We start from the raw sequence: 18796 nt of genomic DNA, 5'->3' as shown, positions 1-18796 counted from the left end.
GAGCGGTGCTGCCACCGCCGCCCGGACGGGTTCGCGGTAGCGCGGGCGCGCCGCCCCATTCCCTCGTATAAAGGGCCGGAGAGCCCATGAAGGGCCGACGGTCAGGGAACGGCCGAAGAGCCCATGAAGGGCCGAGGGCCGAGGAACGGCCGGAGGGCGAAGCGGCGGCGAAGGAGGCCCGGATGGGCCGGGAGCGGACCGGACGTCAGGGGCGCGGCACGCCCGGGATCCGGGAGGACCACGGGCCCGTACGGTACGGACCGCCCGCGCCGGGCCCCGCGCTGCCCGTCCTGCCCGAGCTGGCCGAGGTCCTGGCCGCCGCTGCACCCCGCGGCGAACCCGAACCGGCCGGCGGCTCGGCGGCCCTGCGCGAGGCGGCCCGCGCCTACTGGGACCGGCGGGGACTGCACGGCGGCGCCGAGCACATCGCCGCCGCGCCCGGCACCTCCCCGCTGATCCTCGCCCTGATCGCCGCGCACGGGGGCGACGTACTCATGCCGCGCCCCTGCCCCGCCGCCTGGATCCCCCAGGCCCGGCTGCTGGGCCGGCCCGCCTACCACGTGCCCACTCCGGCCGAGTGCGGCGGCGTGCCCGATCCGTACGCCCTGCTGGAGACCGTGCGCCGGGTACGTGCCGAGGGCGGCAGGCCGCGGCTGCTGCTGATGTCGGTGGCCGACGACCCCACGGCCACGGTCGCCCCGCCGGAACTGGTGCGTGAGGCGTGCGAGGCGGCCGTCGCCGAGGGGCTCCACATCGTCAGCGACGAGACGTGGCGCGACACCCTGCACCGGCCGCACGACACGGTGCTGCTCAGCCCGGCCGAGATGTGCCCGGACGACGTGACGGTCGTCTCCGACCTGGTGGGCGCGCTGACCCCGTCGGCCTGGCCGGTCGCCGTCGCCCGGTTCCCCGACACCGAGCGTTCGGCGGTGCGCCACGCCCGTACCCTCGACATCCTCACCGCACTCGGCGCCCTGGTCGCTGGACCGGTCGCGGCGGCCGCCGCCCACGCCCTGCGCGAACCGGACGCCGTGACGAGACGGGTCCGCCGGGCCGCGTTCCTCCAGGCCAGGGTCGCCGCGGAGGCCCACCGGGCGGTCCTCGCCGCCGGTGCCCTGGCCAGACCCCCGCAGGCGGGCCGGCACCTGTACGCGGACCTCGGCCCGCTGCGCTCCCCACTCGCCGCGCGCGGGGTCACGGACTCGCTGGAACTGGAGGAGTACCTGACGCAGCGGCTGGGCGCCCCCGCCCCGGGCGGCCACCGCTTCGGCGACGAACTGGGCGCGCTGCGGGTGCGGCTGGGCACCGGATCGCTGCTCGGGTCGACAGCGCGGCAGCAGGAGGAGTCGCTCACCGCTGCGGAGCCCCTCGAATTGCCGCATGTCGCGGCAGCGCTGAGCATGTTCCGAGCAGCCCTCGACGAACTCCGCTGACACGCTGCGCCGACGCTCTCCGAGACGGGAGGCCCTCGATGACGGACCGGACCGAGCACTCCGTGGCCCGCGACCCGAGCCGTGTGCCCCGCGGCGAGGTCGTCACCCCGCGCCCCCTGGGAGAGGTGCGGTCCTGGCCCGGCAGCTTCGCCGACCGGCTCACCGCGCCCCTGCCCGGAGTCATGGGCATGTCCCGACTGGCCCGCGAGCACGCCATCCGGCCCAACGCCGAGGGACTGCGCGGCGTCCACCGGCTGCCGTACGCCCCCGAGCCGCTTCCCGTCACCCCGGCCGGGACCAGCTGCGTCACCTGGGCCGGGCACGCCAGCTGGATCATCCGCACCGGCGGACTGACCGTGCTCGCCGACCCCGTCTGGTCCCGCCGCATCCTCGGCATCCCGCCCCGGATCACCCCCGTCGGCATCCGCTGGGAGGACCTGCCGACGGTCGACGCGGTCGTCATCAGCCACAACCACTACGACCACCTCGACGCACCCACCCTGCGCAGGCTGCCCCGGCACACCCCGCTGTTCGTCCCCGCCGGGCTGGGCCGCTGGTGCCGCCGCCGCGGCTTCGGCTGCGTCACCGAACTCGACTGGTGGGAATCGGCGGAACTGGACGGCGTGCGCTTCGACTTCGTGCCCTCGCACCACTGGTCCAAGCGCACCCTCACCGACACCTGCCGCTCGCTGTGGGGCGGCTGGGTCATCGAGGACACCACCGGGCCGGTCCGGGGACCGCGCATCTACTTCGCCGGGGACACCGGATACGGCCACTGGTTCACGGAGATCGGCCGCCGCCACCCCGGGATCGACCTGGCCCTGCTGCCGATCGGGGCGTACGAGCCGCGCTGGTGGCTCGCCGATGTGCACACCGACCCGGAGGAGGCCGTGCAGGCGTACGAGGATCTCGGCGCCCACGCCATGGCGCCCATGCACTGGGCGACGTTCCTGATGTCCGCGGAGCCCGTACTCGAACCCCTCACCCGGCTGCGCACCGCCTGGCGGCGGGCCGGCCACCCGCGCGAGCGGCTCTGGGACCTGCCGATCGGCGGCTCGCGCCTCCTCGGCACCCCGAGCCGGCCGCGTACGGTCAGCGGCTGAGCCGGACCAACCAGGTCAGCGGCCGGACCGGCCACGCAGCCGGTGCCACACCGCCGGCGCCCCGCTGATCAGCAGCGTCAGGCCCACCGCCGCCACGACGCCCTGCCACGGCTCCGGGAACAGCGAGCCGCCGAGGATCCCGATCAGCTGATATGTCGCCGCCCAGGCCAGACACGCCGGCACATCGCCCCGGGCGAACCGCCTCAGCGGCATCCGCCCCAGCAGACACGCCAGCATCACCGGAATCCGTCCCGCCGGCACCAGCCTCGACAGCACCAGCACCGTCGCCCCGTGCTCGTCCAGCTTCCGCTGCGCCTGCGCGAGCCGCTCCGGCGCGGCCCGGTCGCTGATCGCCCGCAGCCACTTGGAACCGTTCTTCGACCGCACCCCGCGCTGCCCCAGCCAGTACAGGCAGACGTCCCCGAGGAACGCGGCGGCAGACGCCACCGCGAACACGATCAGCAGCGAGAACGGCGACGACTGATGGAACGCCACCACGGCCGCCGAGCTCACCAGCGCACCCGTCGGCACCACCGGCACCAGGGCTCCCACGGCCACCAGCAGGAACAGCGAGGGGTAGCCGACCGCCTGCTGCGTCGACTCCGGGGGCAACTGCGTCGTCTGCCTGAGGAACTCGTGTATCACCCGGTGGCCCCCGGCCGCACGCGCGCGCCGTGCTCCAGCAGGTGCACCGCGACCTGGGGCGCCCGCAGCGCCGCCTGACGGACGAACTCGTCGCCCGGCGAGTGGAACTCGTGGGGCCGGATGCCGTCCATCCCGATCGGCCAGTACGTGCCGTAGTGCACCGGCACCGCCGCGCGCGGCGCGAGCCGGACCAGCGCCTCGGCCGCACGGGTCGCATCGAGATGACTGTGCCCCAGGTACGGCCCCCAGCCGCCGACCGGCAGCAGCGCCACGTCCACCGGACCGACCGCTTTCGCCATGTCGTCGAAGAGCCCGGTGTCCCCGGCGAAGTACGTGCGCGCCTCGCCCTCCACCACGTACCCGAGCGCGGGGGAGCGGTGCGGGCCGACCGGCAGGCGCCGCCCATCGTGCAGCGCCGGCACGGCCCTGACGCGCACCTCGCCCACACGCACCTCGTCGCCCGCCGCCACCTCGGTGATCCGCAGCCCGCGCATCCTGCGCAGCACCCGCAGCCCCGGCACCGCCCGCACCGCCCCCCACGGGACGATCAGCCGGGCGCCGGGGGCGATGCGGGCCAGGGACGGCAGATGCAGATGATCGGAGTGCAGATGCGAGATGAGCACGACGTCGGCGACCGTGGCCGCCGGACCGGGCAGCGCACCGCGGCGGCGCCGCAGATGCGCGAAGCGCCGTACGAGAAGGGGATCCGTCAGGACCCGCACCCCGGAGTCCTCGATCGTGCAGGTGGCATGACCCCACCAGGTGATCTCCACCGGCACGTGCCACCTCCTGTTCTGCGGACCTGTCGGCTCCGCCGCCCCCGGACCTGCCACCGAGCCTACGGGGCGGACGGCACGCCCAGGGGCTCCCCGGCGCGCCCGCCCGGCCTCGCGCGCCCCTTCCCGCCCTGACGTGCGCCTTCTTGTACGGGCATCCGGCCGATAGGGTCGCAGAACGCCTAGCACGGGGACGGACGGTCATGGTGGGGGATGTACGGGTGGCGGCCATCGCCAGCCTCACACCGCTGGAGGAGCTCGACAGCGATCCGTTCCTCGTGGACACGCGCAGCCAGCACGCCATGTGCGCCCGCTGGGCCGCCGGCCAGGGCTACGTCGTCACCCGGCAGCTGCGTCTCTACGGACTGCGCCCCGACCACCAGGCCCTCTGGGCCGACGTCGAGGAGGGCGAGGTGGAACTCTTCGTCGCCCCCACCGACCGGGTGCTCGCCCGGGCCGTCGCCTCGGTGCCGCAGTTCGCCGCGGAGTGCGAGCGCCGCGGCGTGCGCCTGGAGATCGCCGGTCTCGACGAACCGCGGTACAGCGCCCGTACGAAAGCCAGCGTGCACCGCAGACTCTCCATGCCTACGGCCGGCTACGACGGCTGCTGAACGCGCCCTCAGGGCTCAGGGCCCGGCGGCGCGCCGGGCCCGCTGTGAAAGGCTGGGGCGGGGTCCGGAACGGCGGGGCCCGGACGTGAGGTGGCACGGCGTGGGTGACGGGCGATGGCGGACAGCCGGAAGCGCCCTGATGCGGGTGATCGTGGTGTGGGCGGTCTCGACGCTCACCATGCTGGTGCTCGCCGGGATTCTGCCGGACTTCCAGCTCCAGTCGGACGACGGCGACAGCGTGACCAGGACCGCGTTCACGGCGGCGTGGGGCGCGGGCGCGTTCGGTCTGCTCTCGGCGCTGGTCTGGCCGGTGCTCGTACGGGCCCTGCTCATCGTGCCGGCCCTCGTCCTCGGCATGCTGGTCTTCTTCCTCAACGGCTCGCTGCTCCTGATCGCGCTGCGGCTCATCCCGGACGGGCGGGGCGCCGCCGCCCCGGAGACGGCCGTCGTCGTCGCGGCCGTCATGTCCGCCGTCGCCTCAGCGACCTCCACGGCACTCGCCGTCCGTGACGACAACGCCTACCGCCGCAGGCTCTCGCGCCTGGCCGAGCGGCGCCGCCGCCGCAGCGGCACGGCCGGCGCGGACGGCGAGCAGCCGCCCGGCACCGTCTTCATCCAGCTCGACGGCGTCGGCCACGACGTCCTCGCCGAGGCCGCCGCCGACGGAGTCATGCCGACCGTCGCCCACTGGCTGGCCGACGCCGAGGGCCACCGGCTCACCCCGTGGCGCACGGACTGGTCCAGCCAGACCGGCGCCAGCCAGCTCGGCATCCTGCACGGCAGCAACCACGATGTCCCCGCCTTCCGCTGGTACGAGAAGGAGTCCGGCGACATCATGGTCTCCAGCAGACCGGCGAGCGCCCTCGAGCTCCAGCGCCGTGCCATCGGGCGCACCCGCGACGGCGGACTCCTGACCGTCGACGGCGCCAGCCGCGGCAACCTCTTCAGCGGCGGCGCCGCCCAGCTCGCCCTCGTCCTGTCGATGGCCGCCCGGCGGGGCAAGGGCCGGCGGTCGAGGGCCGGATACTTCGCCTACTTCTCCGACCCCGCCAACGCCGTCCGCACCGCCCTCTCCTTCGTCGCCGAGACCGGGCGCGAGATAGGGCAGTCGACCCGGGCCCGGATCCGCAAGGAGTCGCCCCGGATCAAGCGCGGCGGGCTCTACCCCTTCATCCGGGCCTTCGCGACCGTCGTCGAACGGGACGTGGTGGTCGCCGCCGTCATAGGGGACATGTTCGCCGGACGGACCGTCGTCTACGCCGACCTCGTCGCCTACGACGAGGTGGCCCACCACTCGGGGCCGCGCAGCCGGGACGCCGAGAAGGTCCTCGCCCGGCTGGACCGCTCCCTCGCTTTGATCGTCAAGGTCGCCGAACACACCCCGCGCTCCTACCGCGTCGTCCTCCTGTCCGATCACGGGCAGAGCCCGGGGGAGACCTTCGCCGGGGCGTACGGGCTGACGCTCAAGGACCTCGTGCGGGCGGGATGCGGCCTGCCGGTGCCCCGCAGGGCGCAGCGGAGCAAGAGCGGCTCCGAGGCGCGCGACGCGGTCCGGACGGCGCTCCACCGGCCGGTCGCCGAGGGCGAGGAGAAGCAGGTCGCGATTGCCTCGGACCCGGTCGTCCTCGCCTCCGGCAACCTCGGCCTGATCTCCTTCCCCGAGATCGGGGGCCGCGCCTCGCAGGAGCAGCTCGACCGCCGCCATCCCGCCCTGCTCAGCACGCTCGCCAACCACCCCGGCATCGGCTTTCTGCTCGTGCGCAGCGAGAGGGACGGATCGGTGGTGCTGGGGCGCGACCAGACGCGCGTCCCGGTGGCGGAACTGAAGGACGGGCAGGGCCCGCTGGCCCCCTTCGGCCCTGGCGCGGCCGACGCGGTCCGGCGCACGGACACGTTCCCGCACGTCGCCGATGTGATGGTCAACTCGATGTACGACCCCGCGACCGGCCGGGTGCACGCCTTCGAGGAACAGATCGGCTCGCACGGCGGCCTGGGCGGCGAGCAGTCCCGGCCGTTCCTGCTGTCACCGCGCGGCATGACGGACCCGCTGGACGCGGCCGCCGCCGAAAGCGGGGAGGTGGCGCAAGGCGGCGAACGGCCGGCCGAACTGGTCGGCGCCGAGGCCGTGCACCGGGTCCTGAGGTACTGGCTGCGCGAGGTCTCGGGGCCGCAGGTGCCGGTGCGGACCGACGGTCGGAGCGGCGCTCCCTGACCGCACCCGAGCGGGGGTCCACGGCTGCCGACCAGGGCGTTGTCAGTGGTGGACGGCAGGATAGGGGCATGACGAACTCAGCTGTTGTGCTCGCCGATACCGCCGCCTACGCCGCCGCGGTCGAAGAAGCGTCGCAGGCCGCCGCCGCGTATTACGCCACGGGCGAGAGCGCGCTCGACGACGATGCGTACGACCGGCTGGCGCGCGGGATCGCCGCGTACGAGCAGGACCACCCGCAGGACGTGCTGGCCGAGTCGCCGACCGGCAAGGTGGCCGGTGGCGTGGCGGTCGGGGACGTACCGCACACGGTTCCGATGCTCTCCCTGGACAACGTCTTCTCGGCCGAGCAGTTCGCCACCTGGACCGCCTCCTTGGAGCGCCGGATAGGGCGGCCGGTCACCGCCTGGAGCGTCGAACCGAAGCTCGACGGCCTCGCCGTCGCGGCCCGCTACCGCGCCGGCCGGCTGGAGCAGCTGATCACCCGCGGCGACGGCATCGCGGGCGAGGACGTGTCACACGCGATCGGCACCGTCGTCGGACTGCCCCGGCAGCTCGCCGAGCCGGTCACGATCGAGATGCGCGGCGAGATCCTGATGACGGCAGAACAGTTCGAGCAGGCAAACACGCTGCGCACCGAACACGGCGGCGCGCCCTTCGCCAACGCGCGCAACGGCGCGGCGGGCACCCTGCGCGCCAAGGACCGTTCCTACACGGTGGAGATGACGTTCTTTGCATACGGCGCGCTGGCGCTGCCCGACTCGGGGGAGCTCACCGCCACGCTCGCCGAGCTGCCCCACAGCGAAACGCTTCGCTACGTGGCGGGCCTCGGCGTCCACACCGCGGCGGACACGGCGGTGGCGCCACGCACCGTCACCACCGTCGAGGACGTCCAGGCGAGGGTCGAGGAAGTCGCCTCGCTGCGCGCCTCGTTGCCCTTCGGGATCGACGGCATCGTCATCAAGGCGGACCTCGCCGCCGACCAGCGCGACGCGGGCAACGGCACCCGGGCGCCGCGCTGGGCCATCGCGTACAAGCTGCCGGCCGTCGAGAAGGTCACCCGCCTGCTCGGCGTCGAGTGGAACGTGGGCCGTACCGGCATCATCGCGCCGCGCGCCGTGCTGGAGCCGGTCGAGATCGACGGATCGACCGTCGGTTACGCCACCCTGCACAACCCGGCCGACATCACCCGCCGCGATCTGCGGATCGGCGACCATGTGATGGTCTACAAGGCGGGCGACATCATTCCCCGCATCGAGGCCCCCGTCGCCCATCTGCGCACCGGAGAGGAACAGCCGGTCGTCTTCCCCGAGGCGTGCCCGCAGTGCGGTTCCGAGATCGACACCAGCGAGCAGCGCTGGCGCTGTGTCCGTGGCCGCGACTGCCGCCTGGTGGCGTCCATCTCGTACGCGGCGGGGCGCGACCAGCTCGACATCGAGGGCCTCGGCGCGACCCGCGTGGTCCAGCTCGTCGACGCCGGCCTGGTCGCGGACTTCGCCGATCTGTTCACCCTGGAGCGCGAGCAGTTGCTCGCGCTGGACCGGATGGGCGAGACCAGCACGGACAATCTGCTGGCCGCGATCGACGCGGCACGCGCGCAGCCGCTCTCCCGGGTCTTCTGCGCGCTGGGGGTGCGCGGCACCGGGCGCTCCATGTCCCGGCGCATCGCACGCTACTTCGCGGACATGGACCGGATCAGAGCCGCCGACGTCGAGACCCTCCAGCGGGTCGACGGCATCGGCAAGGAGAAGGCCGCCGGCGTCGTCGCGGAGCTGGCCGAGCTGGCCCCGCTGATCGAGAAGCTGGTCGCGGCCGGAGTCACCATGACGGAACCGGGCGCCACCCCGCCCCCGGAACCGGGCGAGGAGGGCGACGCGACGACGGACGGCGAGAGCACGGACGGGCGGCCGCTGGACGGGATGACGGTGGTGGTCACCGGAGCGATGAGCGGGGCTCTGGAGAAGCTCTCGCGCAACCAGATGAACGAGCTGATCGAGCGCGCCGGCGGAAAGTCCTCCTCCAGCGTCTCCAAGCGCACCACACTCCTGGTGGCCGGCGAGAAGGCGGGCTCGAAGCGAACCAAGGCGGAGGACCTGGGCGTACGGATCGCCGCCCCGGAGGAATTCGCGGAGCTGATCGGGGAGTACCTGCCGTCCGGGGGGTGACGGCGATGCGGCCGCCGGGGGCGTGGGTGAGCCGGGTGCGGTGACCGGGGTTCCTTCGATCTGGGGTGGGAGTGGCTTTCTTTACCTCCCTATTGCATAGTGAGGGTTCGGCCATGCCTCGCGATCAGCGGGTCCATGGGTGGTGAACGGCCGTGTGTCGGGCCGGAGGTGAGGGGCGATGCCTTCTTTGCGCGACGGGCGGGAACAGGCCCGCTCCGTTCACCGTCGGCATCCCCAGGACCAGAGCCTCACCCGCGGGCTCGCGCTCGACCTCGGCAGTTCGCGCACGCGCGCCTGGGTTCCGGGGCAGGGTGTCGTCGCGGACACCGAAGCCGACCCGGTGGGTGACTACGGGCACGGCGGCCGGCCGGTCCGGCGCGGGCGCATCGTCGACGCGGAGTCCTGCGGCCGGATGCTCGGCCGGATCGCCGACAGGGCCCTGGGCGCCGACCGCAGCGACACGGTGATCGTCCTCAGCCACCCCGTCCTCGCCGGATCCGGACACCGCGCCGCCGCCCGGGACATACTCACCACGCTCGGCCCGTCGCGCGTCATCGTCCTGGACAGCGCCAGGGCGGCCGCCGCCGCTGCCGGACCGCAGGGCGGCGGCCCGCTCCTCGTCGTCGACATCGGGGCCGAACTGACCGAGGCGACCCTCCTCGTCGACGGAAGGGTCCGCGACGCGCGCCTCGCCGAGACGGGGACCAGCGACCTGGAACCCGGCGAGCCGCCCACCGCCGTCGTCCGCGCCGTCCTGGACATGGTCATGGAGATGTGGCGTCAGGACCGGCACGGCGCGCTGCTCGGAGCCCTGCGCAAGGGCCCGTTGCTCGCCGGAGGCGGTGCGCTGCGACCGGACATCACCCACCGGATCGCGCTCCGCCTCGGCGCGCCCGTCCGGCTCACGGACGATCCGGCGACCGCGGTCGTGCGGGGTGCCGGGCTGATCCTCAGCTCCGTGCTCCGCCACCCCTCGGCCGCACCCGCCCTGCCCGGCCGATCCGGGTGACCCCTCTCCCGGGGCCGCCCCGGGAAAACGCGCCTCCCGGGAACCGGCCGGACGCCCCGGCGCACCGCGGACGCGCGGCGGTGGCACGGCAGTTCCTCGCGGCCCTGCTCCTCGCCGTCCTCGCCGTCGCGGGCGGCGCACCCGCGGCCGCCGGGAGCGGGCTTCCCGCCCGCTCGGTGGCCGGCCCGGCGCCCACCGCGTCCACCGCGTCCGGCCCGGCCGGAACCAGGCCGTCCACCCCCTACACCGACCGCACCGACCGCTCCGTGCGCACCGACCGCTCCGTGCGCACCGACCGCTCCGTGCGCACCGACCGCTCCCTGCGCACGGACCGCACGGGCCGCACGGACTGCACGGACCGCACGGACCGCACGGAGCGCGCCGACCGCACCCGACCCGCTGCAGGCGTCCACCGTCGAGGACCGGCGACGGGGACGCAGCCGTGGGCCGTCGCGGAGCATCCCCGTACCCCGCAGCACCTTCCACCGCCCGGCCCCGGCTCCCTGCCACCGCTCACCTCCGGCGTCCCGCTCCCGCACCCCGTCCCCGGGGCCGCGCCCGCCGCGCCCTCCGTGGCCGCCTGCCGCTTCCGCGCCGCGCTCCCCGGCGTGCGCGGGCCTCCGAGGGGCGCCGTGCTCCGGCCCGGGGGCCTCTCACCGGTCCCGACCCCCAACACAGCCGTGCCGTTCGCGCCGTCCTAGCGCCCTCCGGGCCGACCCGGGAGCGGCGGGTCCGGCCGCTTTTCGGAGGAAACACGCATGACCCGCGCCACCACGGTGCGGGCGGTTCTGGCTGCGGCCGTACTGCTCGTCTCCGTACTCATCACGCTGACCATGTCCCCCAGACTCGGCCTCGATCTCCAGGGCGGCACCCGCATGGTGCTGCAGGCCAAGGACTCCGACACCGCGAAGGCCGACCGCGAGAGCACCGACCGCACCCTGGAGGTGCTGCGCAAGCGCATCGACTCGCTCGGCGTCACGGAGCCGACCCTGACCCGTTCCGGCGAGGACCGGATCATCGTCGAACTCCCTGACGTACAGGACCCGCGCAAGGCCGCCGACGTCATCGGCAGGACCGCCCAGCTGACCTTCCACGCCGTGCAGGGCCCCGGCTCCCCGGCCGGCGACGGGAAGGCCCTCCCCGACGAGGAGGGCCGCACCCTCGCACTCGGCCCCGCCGAGATCTCGGGCGCCGGAGTCAAGGAGGCGTCCGCCGCGTTCGACGCCCAGCAGGGCGCGGGATGGACCGTCACCCTCGACTTCCACAAGGACGCCGGCCGGGACTGGACCCGGCTGACCGGGGCAGCGGCCTGCCACCCCGTCCAGGACGAACGGCGCCGCGTCGCCATCGTCCTCGACCAGCAGGTGATCTCCTCGCCGCAGGTCTCCCCGACGGTCGCCTGCGACACCGGGCTGCCCTCCGGGTCCACCCAGATCACCGGCTCCTTCAGCGCCGACGAGGCCCGCGAACTCGCCCTGCTGATCCAGGGCGGAGCCCTGCCCGTGCCCGTCGAGATCGTCGAGCAGCGGACGGTCGGCCCGACGCTCGGCGCCGCGGCCATCGACGCCAGTGCCCGCGCCGCGCTCATCGGCGCCGCGGCCACGGCGCTGTTCATCACCGCCGTCTACCGGCTGTTCGGCGCCCTCGCCGCCGTGGCACTCGGCGCGTACGGGGTGATCTCGTACGCCGCACTGGTCGCCCTCGGCGTCACCCTCACCCTGCCAGGGCTTGCCGGCTTCGTCCTGGCCATCGGGATGGCGGTCGACGCGAACGTGCTGGTCTTCGAACGGGCGAGAGAGGAACACACGCTCCGGCCGAAGAAGGCGCTGCGCACCTCGCTCACCGCCGGATTCCGGCACGCCTGGAGCGCCGTCGCCGACTCCAACGTGACGACGCTCATCGCGGCCGGCCTGCTGTTCTTCCTCGGCTCGGGACCGGTCAAGGGCTTCGGTGTCACGCTCGGCATCGGCGTCCTCGCGTCGATGTTCTCCGCGCTCGTCATCGCCCGCGCACTCACCGAGACGGCGGCCCGTTCCCGGTTCGTCAGCGACTACCGGGGCGTCAACGGCATCGCGAGCCCCGGCCGCGTGCGGACCTGGATCAACCGCCGCGACCCGCAGCTGATGCGCTCCCCCCGGCGCTGGCTGCTGGTCTCGGCCGTCCTGGTCGCGGTCGCGGTGGCGGGCATCCTGGTGCGCGGCGTCAACCTCGGCGTCGAGTTCACCGGCGGCCGGCTCGTCGAGTACGCCACCAGCCGCCCCGTCGACGTGGAGCGCGCGCGTACCGCGCTGGCCGGTGCGGGCTTCGGGGACGCCGAGGTCACCACGGCCGGCGCCGGCGACATCTCGGTGCGCACCGGCGATCTCGACAACGACGGCGAACACGCCCTGCGCGCCGCCCTCGCCGCGGAGGGCGGCGAGACCACCAAGGTCCGCGACGAACTGATCGGTCCCAGCCTGGGCGACGAACTGCGGCGCAACGCCCTGATCGCCCTGGCCATCGCCGTGCTCGTCCAACTGGGCTACCTGGCGGTCCGCTTCCGCTGGACGTTCGCCGTGGCCTCCGTCGGAGCGCTCGTCCATGACGTGATCATCCTGGTCGGAGCCTTCGCCTGGCTGGGACGCACCGTCGACGGCATCTTCCTGGCGGCGCTCCTCACCGTCATCGGGTACTCCGTCAACGACTCGGTCGTGGTCTTCGACCGGGTCAGGGAGCTGTGGGCGAAGGCCCGCAGACAACCACTGGCGGAGGTGGCGAACCGGGCCGTCCTGCAGACCGTCCCCCGGACCGTCAACACCGGTATGGGCGCCCTGTTCATCCTCGTCGCGCTGGCGGTGCTGGGCGGCGACTCACTCGCGGACTTCGCGCTCGCCCTGCTGATCGGCATCGTCGTCGGGACGTACTCCTCGGTCATGACCGCCGTCCCGGCCGCGCTCCTCCTGGAGCGCACCAGCAACGCCCCGCCGCCCGTCCGGGCTCCGCGCAAGGGGGCCGGGCACCGGGAGCCGCTGGACAGCGGGGCGCGCGTGTAGTCCGCGTCCAAGTGGTCCACCGGCACCGCGAGGCGCCGGCCCGTTGCCCCTGCGCCGTTCGAGCGGCACAGGGGCGACGCGCCTCGGTCGTCGCATCGGGGCCCGGGCACGGCGGCACCATCCTGATCACCCGTCCCGTGATCGGAGCGTGCCCGTGCCCGTGCCCGTAGTGCTGCGCGTCCTGCACGGGCACCCGGTCCTGCCGCCCTGCCGGCCGTGGCGATCCTCGCCGCGGCGTGCCTGGCCGCACGGGTCCTGGCCCGGGACGACGCCCCTTGGGCGCGGCCCGTCGTCAGCCAATGAGCGACCGCAGATACGCGGCGGTCGCCGCGTCGGCCGGCAGCAGCGTCTCGATGGCCAGTTCCGCGACCGTCACGTCCATCGGAGTGTTGAACGTCGCGATGGACGCCACGAAGGACAGCAGCTGCCCGCCGTGCTCGATCACCAGGGGCAGGGCGAAGGGCACCGAGGACGAGGGAACGGCCCGGTCCGCGTCGCCCGCCGCCGCGGCCGGGACGGGATAGCCCGCGACCTCCTCGTACAGCGCACGCAGCTCCGCCGAACGGACCAGCGCGATCTGGCGCTCCATCTGGGCCAGCAGGTCGGCCCGCCACTCCCGCAGATTCCGGATGCGCGGGGCCAGACCCTCCGGGTGCAGGGTGAGCCGCATGGCGTTCAGCGGCGGGGTGAGCAGATGCTCCGCCACTCCGTCCAGCATCCGGGCCATCCCCTGATTGGCCGCCACCACCGTGTACAGACCGTCGACGACGAACGCCGGATACGGGTCGTACCCCTGGAGCAGCCGGTCCATGCCTTCTCGCAGCGCGCCCATGGCCGGATCGTCGAGCGCGGTCTCCGTGAAGCGCGGGGCGTAACCGGCGACCACCAGCAGGGCGTTGCGTTCCCGCACGGGCACGTCGAGATGGCCGGCCAGCCGCAGGACCATCTCCTCGCTGGGGCGGGAGCGACCCGTCTCGATGAACGAGATGTGCCGGGCCGATGAGTCGGCCCGCAGCGCCAGCTCCAGCTGGCTGATCCGGCGACGCTCCCGCCAGCTGCGCAGCAGCGGCCCTACCCCCGTGTCAAGCGCGACAGTTGTCATACGGAGACCGTAACGTCACCGGCATCAATGACCCGAAAAGCCCGAGTGAGGGAGCCACCGCATGCCCGCCGCACCGCTGCCCCAGGACGAGATCGAGGACCGGCTGCGCGAACTGCCCGGCTGGACGCTGGAAGGGGACCGGATCGCCCGCACCTACCGGCTCCCGTCGCACTTCGCCGCCACCGCCCTCACCGTGCACGTCGCCCGGATCCAGGACGAGCTGAACCACCACTCCGATCTGACGCTCGGCTACAACACCGTCGCCCTCTTTGTGAACTCCCACGACGCCGGCGGAAAGGTTACCGAGAAGGACCTCGCCCTGGCCGCCCGGGTGGAGGCCGTCGCCGCCGGACACGGCGCCGAGTAGGGCTGTCGTCACCCCGGGCGGTGCGGCCCGGAGCCCGACCCTCAGGGCGCGGCACCGAAGCGGGGATGCGCGGCGAGCCAGCGCGGGTAGCTGTCGCTGCGCTCCACCGCTTCGGCGTACGCGGCCCGGGTGTGCCCGCTCACCGCTCCGGCAGCCGCCGACGCGGCCGCCGAGCGCGGGTGCCAGCCCAGCAGATGGCGCCAGCTGAGCGGCGAACCGGTCACCGGACGGGTCACCACGCCCGGCGTCGGAGGGAACGTCGCCCGGCACAGCCCGACGGCCCGCCCCACCTGCACCAGATGGACGACGGACGCCGTGTCCGTCTCGTACACCGAAACCGGGCTGAAGCCGGCCCGGGCACACGCGGCCACGAAGCAGTCGGCGAAGCAGCCGTCCCCGGGCACATCCGCCCAGCACTCGTCCGCCAGCGCGGAGAGCTCCAGTTCGGCCTCGCCGGCCAGCGGGTGGCTCTCCGGAAGCATCACGAAGACCGGGTCGATCCCGATGACCTGCCATTCCAGCCGGTCGGCGACCGGCGGCGGGCTCTCGCCGCAGGCCCCGATGAGCACGAAGTCCAGCCTGCCGTCCACCAGTTGCCCCGCCAGCTCCGCCACCGACCACGAGGTGTACGTGGACACCGGCGCCGCCGGGTGCGCCGCGGCCAGCCGGTCGACGAGCCCGCCGAGCAGCGGACCATGGGTGCCGCCGAGCCGGAACCGCTCCAAGGCCCCCCACGCGTTGGCGAACCGCACCGCCTCCTCCTGGAGCTCGCTGACGGCCGGCAGCACCACCCGCGCCCGTTCCAGCACCAGTTCGCCCAGGAGCGTCGGCCGCGCGCCCGTGTGGTCCCGGTCGAACAGCGGGCCGCCCAGCGCCTTCTCGATCCGCCGCAGCTGCGCGCTCAGTGCGGGCTGGGCGAGCCCGAGAGAGGCGGCCGCCTTGGTGAGGCTTCCGGTGTCGGCGATGGCGCGTACGGTTCGCAGATGGCGCAACTCCAGCTCCATAACGGCACGTTATGACCCCGGTGGCCCACCGGCAATACGGGCGTCGCCTCTGCGCCGCCGGCCGGGCCGTGTCGTACAGTCGGCCGGATGCTGAACTACGACGACGAGGCAGCCGTCTACGACGCCACACGCGGCGGTGTGCCCCGCGCGGAGGCCGCCGCCGCTGCGGTGCTCGGCCTGGTCCCGCCCGCCGCCCGCACGCTGCTGGACATCGGCTGCGGTACGGGACTGGTCACCGAGCGGATCGCCGACGGCCGCCCCGGCCTTCGGGTGTTCGGCTCCGACGCCGCCCACGGCATGGTCCGCGTCGCCCGGCAGCGTGTCGGCGCCGTGGTGCTCGCCGACGCGCGCCGGCTGCCCCTGCCGGACGCGGCGGTCGACGCGGCGGTGGCCGTCTGGCTGCTGCACCTGCTGCGCGAGGAGGGCGCCGCGCGGGCGGTGGTGGCGCAGGCGGCGCGCGTGCTGCGGCCCGGCGGCGTCTTCGTGACCACCGTGGACAAGGACGCGGCGCACGATGTCGGCAGCGACATCGACGAGGCGTTCGCCCCGTACCTGTCGCCGAACCCCTCCGACGGCACCGAGCGGATCATCGCGTACGGCGCCGCGCACGGCCTCGACGTGGTGGGCAGCACCGTGTTCCGCGGCCACGGGCAGGGGCGGACACCGCTGAGCGCGGCCCACGGTGTGCGGCGCGGCTACTACGCCTCGCGCCTCGCCCTGCCCGGGGCGACCGCCGAACGGCTCGCACAGGCACTGACGGCGCTGCCCGAGCCCGACCGCCGGCGCGCCGATCCGGAGTACCGGCTCCTGGCGTTCCGCCGCCGATAGGGCCCCCGCGATCCCCACCGTCACGCGCCGGCTACGCGTGCCACGCGCCGTCGCGCGCCGCCTCGGCGGCGAACGCGGCGAACGGCTTCGGGTCGCGGCCCAGTGCCTGCTTCACGCCCTCCGTCACCGTCGCGTTGTGCCCGTCCAGCAGGAACGTGAACAGCCCCGCCAGAAAAGCAGCTTCGGCCTGCGGAACGCCGTACTCCTCCAGCACCGCCGCATACTGAGGGCCCGTCACGGCGACGTACCGCACCTCGCGCCCCGTCGCCCCGGCGAGCTCGGCAGCCGCCTCGGCGAAAGTCAGCGTCCGGGGACCGGTCAACTCATGGACCGCGCCCGCGCCGCCCTCACCGCACAGCGCGGCGACCACCACGTCGGCCAGGTCGTCGACGTCCACGAACGGCTCCGCGCTCCCGCCCGCCGGGAACACCACCTCACCGCCGAGCACCCCCTCGAGCAGCGCGCCCTCGCTGAAGTTCTGCGCGAAGAACGCCGAGCGCACCACCGTCAGTTCGGCATCCCCCGCAGCCGAGCGCAACGCGTCCTCCGCGACCACGGCCTGCGGCTCGCCCCGCCCCGAGAGCAGCACCAGCCGCCGAACTCCGCACCGCCGCGCGATCCGTCCGAAGGCGGTCATCGCCTCCGGCGCGCCGGGCGCCGCCAGATCGGGGTAGTACGCGACGTAGGCGGCCTCCGCCCCGCTCAAGGCGACTTCCCACCCCGACGGGTCCTCCCAGTCGAAGGGGACCTGGCCGCTGCGTGATCCGGCACGCACCGGCACCCCGCGTGCCGCCAGCCGTTCGGCCACCCGGCGGCCCGTCTTCCCGGTCGCGCTCGTCACCAGCACGGGGCGTGCTGTGGGGAGTTCCTGCTTGTCGTTGCAGTTCTGCGTGTTCTTCGTCATGGCTCAAGACTCCCCGCACCGCCCCGCGCGCTCCATCCCCCAGCCGCTCAGCTCCCTACGCGTGCGTCTACGCTGCCCCGCATGGACGCACTCGCCGGACTGCTGGACGGGCCACGGGCCCGGGGCGCCTTTCTGCTGCGGATGGTGATGGAACCGCCCTGGTCCGTACGGATCGAGGACCGGGCACCGCTCTGCCTCATGTCCGTGACCGCCGGCGAGGCGTGGATCGTTCCCGCCGGATCCACCGAGCCCGTGCTGCTGCGCCCGGGAGACCTGGCCGTCGCGCGCGGCCCCGAGCCGTACACGGTCGCGGACCAACCGGAAACCGAACCGCAGGCACGCATCGGCCCCGGTGGCACCTGCACCACCCTGCGCGGGGAACCGCTGGCGCAGTCCATGAACCTGGGCGTACGTACCTGGGGCAACGCGCCGGACGGATCCACGGCCGTCCTCGTCGGCACGTACCTGCTGGACGGCGAGATCAGCGGACGGCTCCTCGACGCGCTGCCCCCGCTGATCGTCCTGCCCTCCGGCGGCCGGGCCGGCGCGTTGCCGGCGCTGCTCGACGACGAGATCGCGCGGGACGAACCGGGCCAGAGCGTGGTGCTGGACCGGCTGCTGGACCTGCTCCTTATCGACGCGCTGCGCACCTGGTTCTCCCGGCCGGGCGCCGAGGCCCCCGCCTGGTACCGGGCGATGGGCGACCCCGTCGTCGGACAGGCGCTGAGACTGCTCCAGAACGAACCCGCCCATCCCTGGACGGTGGCCGCGCTGGCCGGCCGGACCGGGGTCTCCCGGGCGGGTCTCGCCCGGCGCTTCACCGAGCTGGTGGGGGAGCCCCCGATGGCGTATCTCACCGGCTGGCGCCTCGCCGTCGCGGCCGATCTGCTCCGCGAGACGGACGCGACCGTCGAGGCGGTGGCCCGCCAGGTCGGATACAGCCAGGCCTTCGCCTTCAGCACCGCCTTCAAGCGGGTCCGCGGAGTCAGCCCGCAGGAGTACCGCAAGGGTGGCAGCCTGCCGTAATGGCATCTCGCCCCCGCCGCCGCGCCCGAGATGGACGGCGTACTACCGTGTGCCGGACACCGGCTCCAGCCGCCACCACTGGCAGGGGGAGTCGGTGTCCTCCCACTGCTGGACGGACGCCCCCTTCGCCGTGCTGCCGTCGGCGACCTCCAGGACCAGTCCGCTGACGAAGCTCACCAGCGTCACCGTGCCGGGCGCCTCCAGGTGCCGTTCGATCAGCCACTCCTGCGCACCGAAGTTGTTCGCCCGCCACTGCTGGATCAGGGCCCCGTTCTCCGTCGAGGCGCCGCGCACGTCCAGCCGCTTGCCGCTGTGCGCGTTGACCACGTGGTGCAGGGCCGCGCCCTCGTGGACGGGGGTGAACTCCCAGTGCTGGGAGGCCGATCCGTCGACGTCGTTCTGCTGGACCGGTGCGCCGCCGCCCTTCGCGGCGTCCCGCACCTCCAGCACCAGCCCGCTGCCCACATTGCGCAGCCGGTAAAGACCGGCCATGGGCGCGGTGTCCCCGGTCATGTCCGGTGGTCCCTTCGTGCGTTTCGTACGGCTCGTACGGCTTGTACGGCGAAGACCGCCGCCCGGCTC

At 74.0% G+C, this 18796-nt stretch carries 17 protein-coding genes; 11 read left to right on the top strand and 6 right to left on the bottom strand.

Translation table 11 applies throughout. The features are described from left to right. Positions 1–182 precede the first annotated feature (182 nt). Together ABTX18_RS03580 and ABTX18_RS03575 are read left to right on the top strand one after the other, a co-directional pair. Positions 183–1433, top strand: coding sequence for an aminotransferase class I/II-fold pyridoxal phosphate-dependent enzyme (locus ABTX18_RS03580; RefSeq protein ID WP_352121067.1), 1251 nt, complete (start codon positions 183–185; stop codon positions 1431–1433). Positions 1434–1471: 38 nt separating this feature from the next. Further along, positions 1472–2536: an MBL fold metallo-hydrolase gene (locus tag ABTX18_RS03575; protein WP_352121066.1), complete on the top strand. Its 1065-nt coding sequence runs from the start codon at positions 1472–1474 to the stop codon at positions 2534–2536. Positions 2537–2551: 15 nt separating this feature from the next. On the opposite strand, the gene ABTX18_RS03570 is transcribed toward ABTX18_RS03575, so the two are convergent. Continuing rightward, positions 2552–3178, bottom strand: coding sequence for a DedA family protein (locus ABTX18_RS03570; protein ID WP_352121160.1), 627 nt, complete (start codon positions 3176–3178; stop codon positions 2552–2554). Then, a complete protein-coding gene (locus ABTX18_RS03565) occupies positions 3178–3960 on the bottom strand; it encodes an MBL fold metallo-hydrolase (protein WP_352121065.1) in 783 nt (260 codons plus the stop codon). The genes ABTX18_RS03570 and ABTX18_RS03565 overlap by 1 nt, the downstream gene beginning before the upstream one ends. 200 nt (positions 3961–4160) lie before the next feature. Between ABTX18_RS03565 and ABTX18_RS03560 the strand changes: the two genes are divergently transcribed. The 6 genes from ABTX18_RS03560 (at position 4161) to secD (ending at position 12983) form a co-directional block, all read left to right on the top strand. Then, positions 4161–4568, top strand: a complete 408-nt coding sequence (locus ABTX18_RS03560) for a recombinase family protein (protein ID WP_352121064.1) — start codon at positions 4161–4163, stop codon at positions 4566–4568. A gap of 100 nt (positions 4569–4668) precedes the next feature. After that, positions 4669–6780, top strand: coding sequence for a phage holin family protein (locus ABTX18_RS03555; protein WP_352121063.1), 2112 nt, complete (start codon positions 4669–4671; stop codon positions 6778–6780). Between the two features lie 68 nt (positions 6781–6848). After that, complete coding sequence (gene ligA / locus ABTX18_RS03550) at positions 6849–8942, top strand: NAD-dependent DNA ligase LigA (protein WP_352121062.1); 2094 nt, start codon at positions 6849–6851, stop codon at positions 8940–8942. Positions 8943–9120: 178 nt separating this feature from the next. Then, complete coding sequence (locus ABTX18_RS03545; protein WP_352121061.1) at positions 9121–9951, top strand: rod shape-determining protein; 831 nt, start codon at positions 9121–9123, stop codon at positions 9949–9951. A gap of 80 nt (positions 9952–10031) precedes the next feature. Further along, positions 10032–10652, top strand: a complete 621-nt coding sequence (locus tag ABTX18_RS03540) for a hypothetical protein (protein ID WP_352121060.1) — start codon at positions 10032–10034, stop codon at positions 10650–10652. Positions 10653–10709: 57 nt separating this feature from the next. After that, positions 10710–12983 carry a protein translocase subunit SecD gene (gene secD, locus ABTX18_RS03535; RefSeq protein ID WP_352121059.1) on the top strand — a complete coding sequence of 758 codons (2274 nt, stop codon included), beginning with the start codon at positions 10710–10712 and terminating at the stop codon, positions 12981–12983. Positions 12984–13275: 292 nt separating this feature from the next. On the opposite strand, the gene ABTX18_RS03530 is transcribed toward secD, so the two are convergent. After that, entirely contained in the window at positions 13276–14085 is an 810-nt protein-coding gene (locus ABTX18_RS03530) for a helix-turn-helix domain-containing protein (protein WP_352121058.1), read from the bottom strand. Between the two features lie 61 nt (positions 14086–14146). Here ABTX18_RS03530 and ABTX18_RS03525 point away from each other — a divergent pair, with 61 nt between their 5' ends. Next, on the top strand, positions 14147–14452 hold the full coding sequence (locus ABTX18_RS03525) for a 4a-hydroxytetrahydrobiopterin dehydratase (protein WP_352121057.1): 306 nt from the start codon (positions 14147–14149) through the stop codon (positions 14450–14452). A 41-nt stretch (positions 14453–14493) separates the two neighbouring features. Here ABTX18_RS03525 and ABTX18_RS03520 read toward each other — a convergent pair whose 3' ends face one another. Continuing rightward, positions 14494–15456, bottom strand: coding sequence for a LysR family transcriptional regulator (locus ABTX18_RS03520; protein WP_352121056.1), 963 nt, complete (start codon positions 15454–15456; stop codon positions 14494–14496). A gap of 87 nt (positions 15457–15543) precedes the next feature. Here ABTX18_RS03520 and ABTX18_RS03515 point away from each other — a divergent pair, with 87 nt between their 5' ends. Continuing rightward, on the top strand, positions 15544–16284 hold the full coding sequence (locus ABTX18_RS03515; protein ID WP_352121055.1) for a class I SAM-dependent methyltransferase: 741 nt from the start codon (positions 15544–15546) through the stop codon (positions 16282–16284). 31 nt (positions 16285–16315) lie between these two features. On the opposite strand, the gene ABTX18_RS03510 is transcribed toward ABTX18_RS03515, so the two are convergent. Further along, a complete protein-coding gene (locus ABTX18_RS03510) occupies positions 16316–17188 on the bottom strand; it encodes a Rossmann-fold NAD(P)-binding domain-containing protein (protein ID WP_352121054.1) in 873 nt (290 codons plus the stop codon). An 81-nt stretch (positions 17189–17269) separates the two neighbouring features. Between ABTX18_RS03510 and ABTX18_RS03505 the strand changes: the two genes are divergently transcribed. Further along, a complete protein-coding gene (locus tag ABTX18_RS03505) occupies positions 17270–18214 on the top strand; it encodes an AraC family transcriptional regulator (protein WP_352121053.1) in 945 nt (314 codons plus the stop codon). A 42-nt stretch (positions 18215–18256) separates the two neighbouring features. Here the strand turns inward: ABTX18_RS03505 and ABTX18_RS03500 are convergent, their stop codons facing one another. Next, the gene (locus ABTX18_RS03500) at positions 18257–18727 is read right to left on the bottom strand and encodes an RICIN domain-containing protein (RefSeq protein ID WP_352121052.1); all 471 of its coding nucleotides are present in this window, start codon (positions 18725–18727) and stop codon (positions 18257–18259) included. Positions 18728–18796: the final 69 nt, after the last annotated feature.

Origin of the sequence: Streptomyces sp. NPDC096323 (assembly GCF_040302845.1) — a bacterium.
Lineage (GTDB): Bacteria > Actinomycetota > Actinomycetes > Streptomycetales > Streptomycetaceae > Streptomyces.
Note: the sequence above shows the minus strand (reverse complement) of the source record. Positions and strands in the feature narration are given on the sequence as shown.

Bases quoted from the DNA above. Each gene is read 5' to 3' on its own strand.
- secD (WP_352121059.1), top strand. From the start codon at position 10,710: ATGACCCGCGCCACCACGGTGCGGGCGGTTCTGGCTGCGGCCGTACTG.
- ligA (WP_352121062.1), top strand. From the start codon at position 6,849: ATGACGAACTCAGCTGTTGTGCTCGCCGATACCGCCGCCTACGCCGCC.
- ABTX18_RS03510 (WP_352121054.1), bottom strand. From the start codon at position 17,188: ATGACGAAGAACACGCAGAACTGCAACGACAAGCAGGAACTCCCCACA.
- ABTX18_RS03580 (WP_352121067.1), top strand. From the start codon at position 183: ATGGGCCGGGAGCGGACCGGACGTCAGGGGCGCGGCACGCCCGGGATC.
- ABTX18_RS03515 (WP_352121055.1), top strand. From the start codon at position 15,544: ATGCTGAACTACGACGACGAGGCAGCCGTCTACGACGCCACACGCGGC.
- ABTX18_RS03525 (WP_352121057.1), top strand. From the start codon at position 14,147: ATGCCCGCCGCACCGCTGCCCCAGGACGAGATCGAGGACCGGCTGCGC.
- ABTX18_RS03560 (WP_352121064.1), top strand. From the start codon at position 4,161: ATGGTGGGGGATGTACGGGTGGCGGCCATCGCCAGCCTCACACCGCTG.
- ABTX18_RS03575 (WP_352121066.1), top strand. From the start codon at position 1,472: ATGACGGACCGGACCGAGCACTCCGTGGCCCGCGACCCGAGCCGTGTG.
- ABTX18_RS03500 (WP_352121052.1), bottom strand. From the start codon at position 18,727: ATGACCGGGGACACCGCGCCCATGGCCGGTCTTTACCGGCTGCGCAAT.
- ABTX18_RS03545 (WP_352121061.1), top strand. From the start codon at position 9,121: ATGCCTTCTTTGCGCGACGGGCGGGAACAGGCCCGCTCCGTTCACCGT.
- ABTX18_RS03520 (WP_352121056.1), bottom strand. From the start codon at position 15,456: ATGGAGCTGGAGTTGCGCCATCTGCGAACCGTACGCGCCATCGCCGAC.
- ABTX18_RS03530 (WP_352121058.1), bottom strand. From the start codon at position 14,085: ATGACAACTGTCGCGCTTGACACGGGGGTAGGGCCGCTGCTGCGCAGC.
- ABTX18_RS03505 (WP_352121053.1), top strand. From the start codon at position 17,270: ATGGACGCACTCGCCGGACTGCTGGACGGGCCACGGGCCCGGGGCGCC.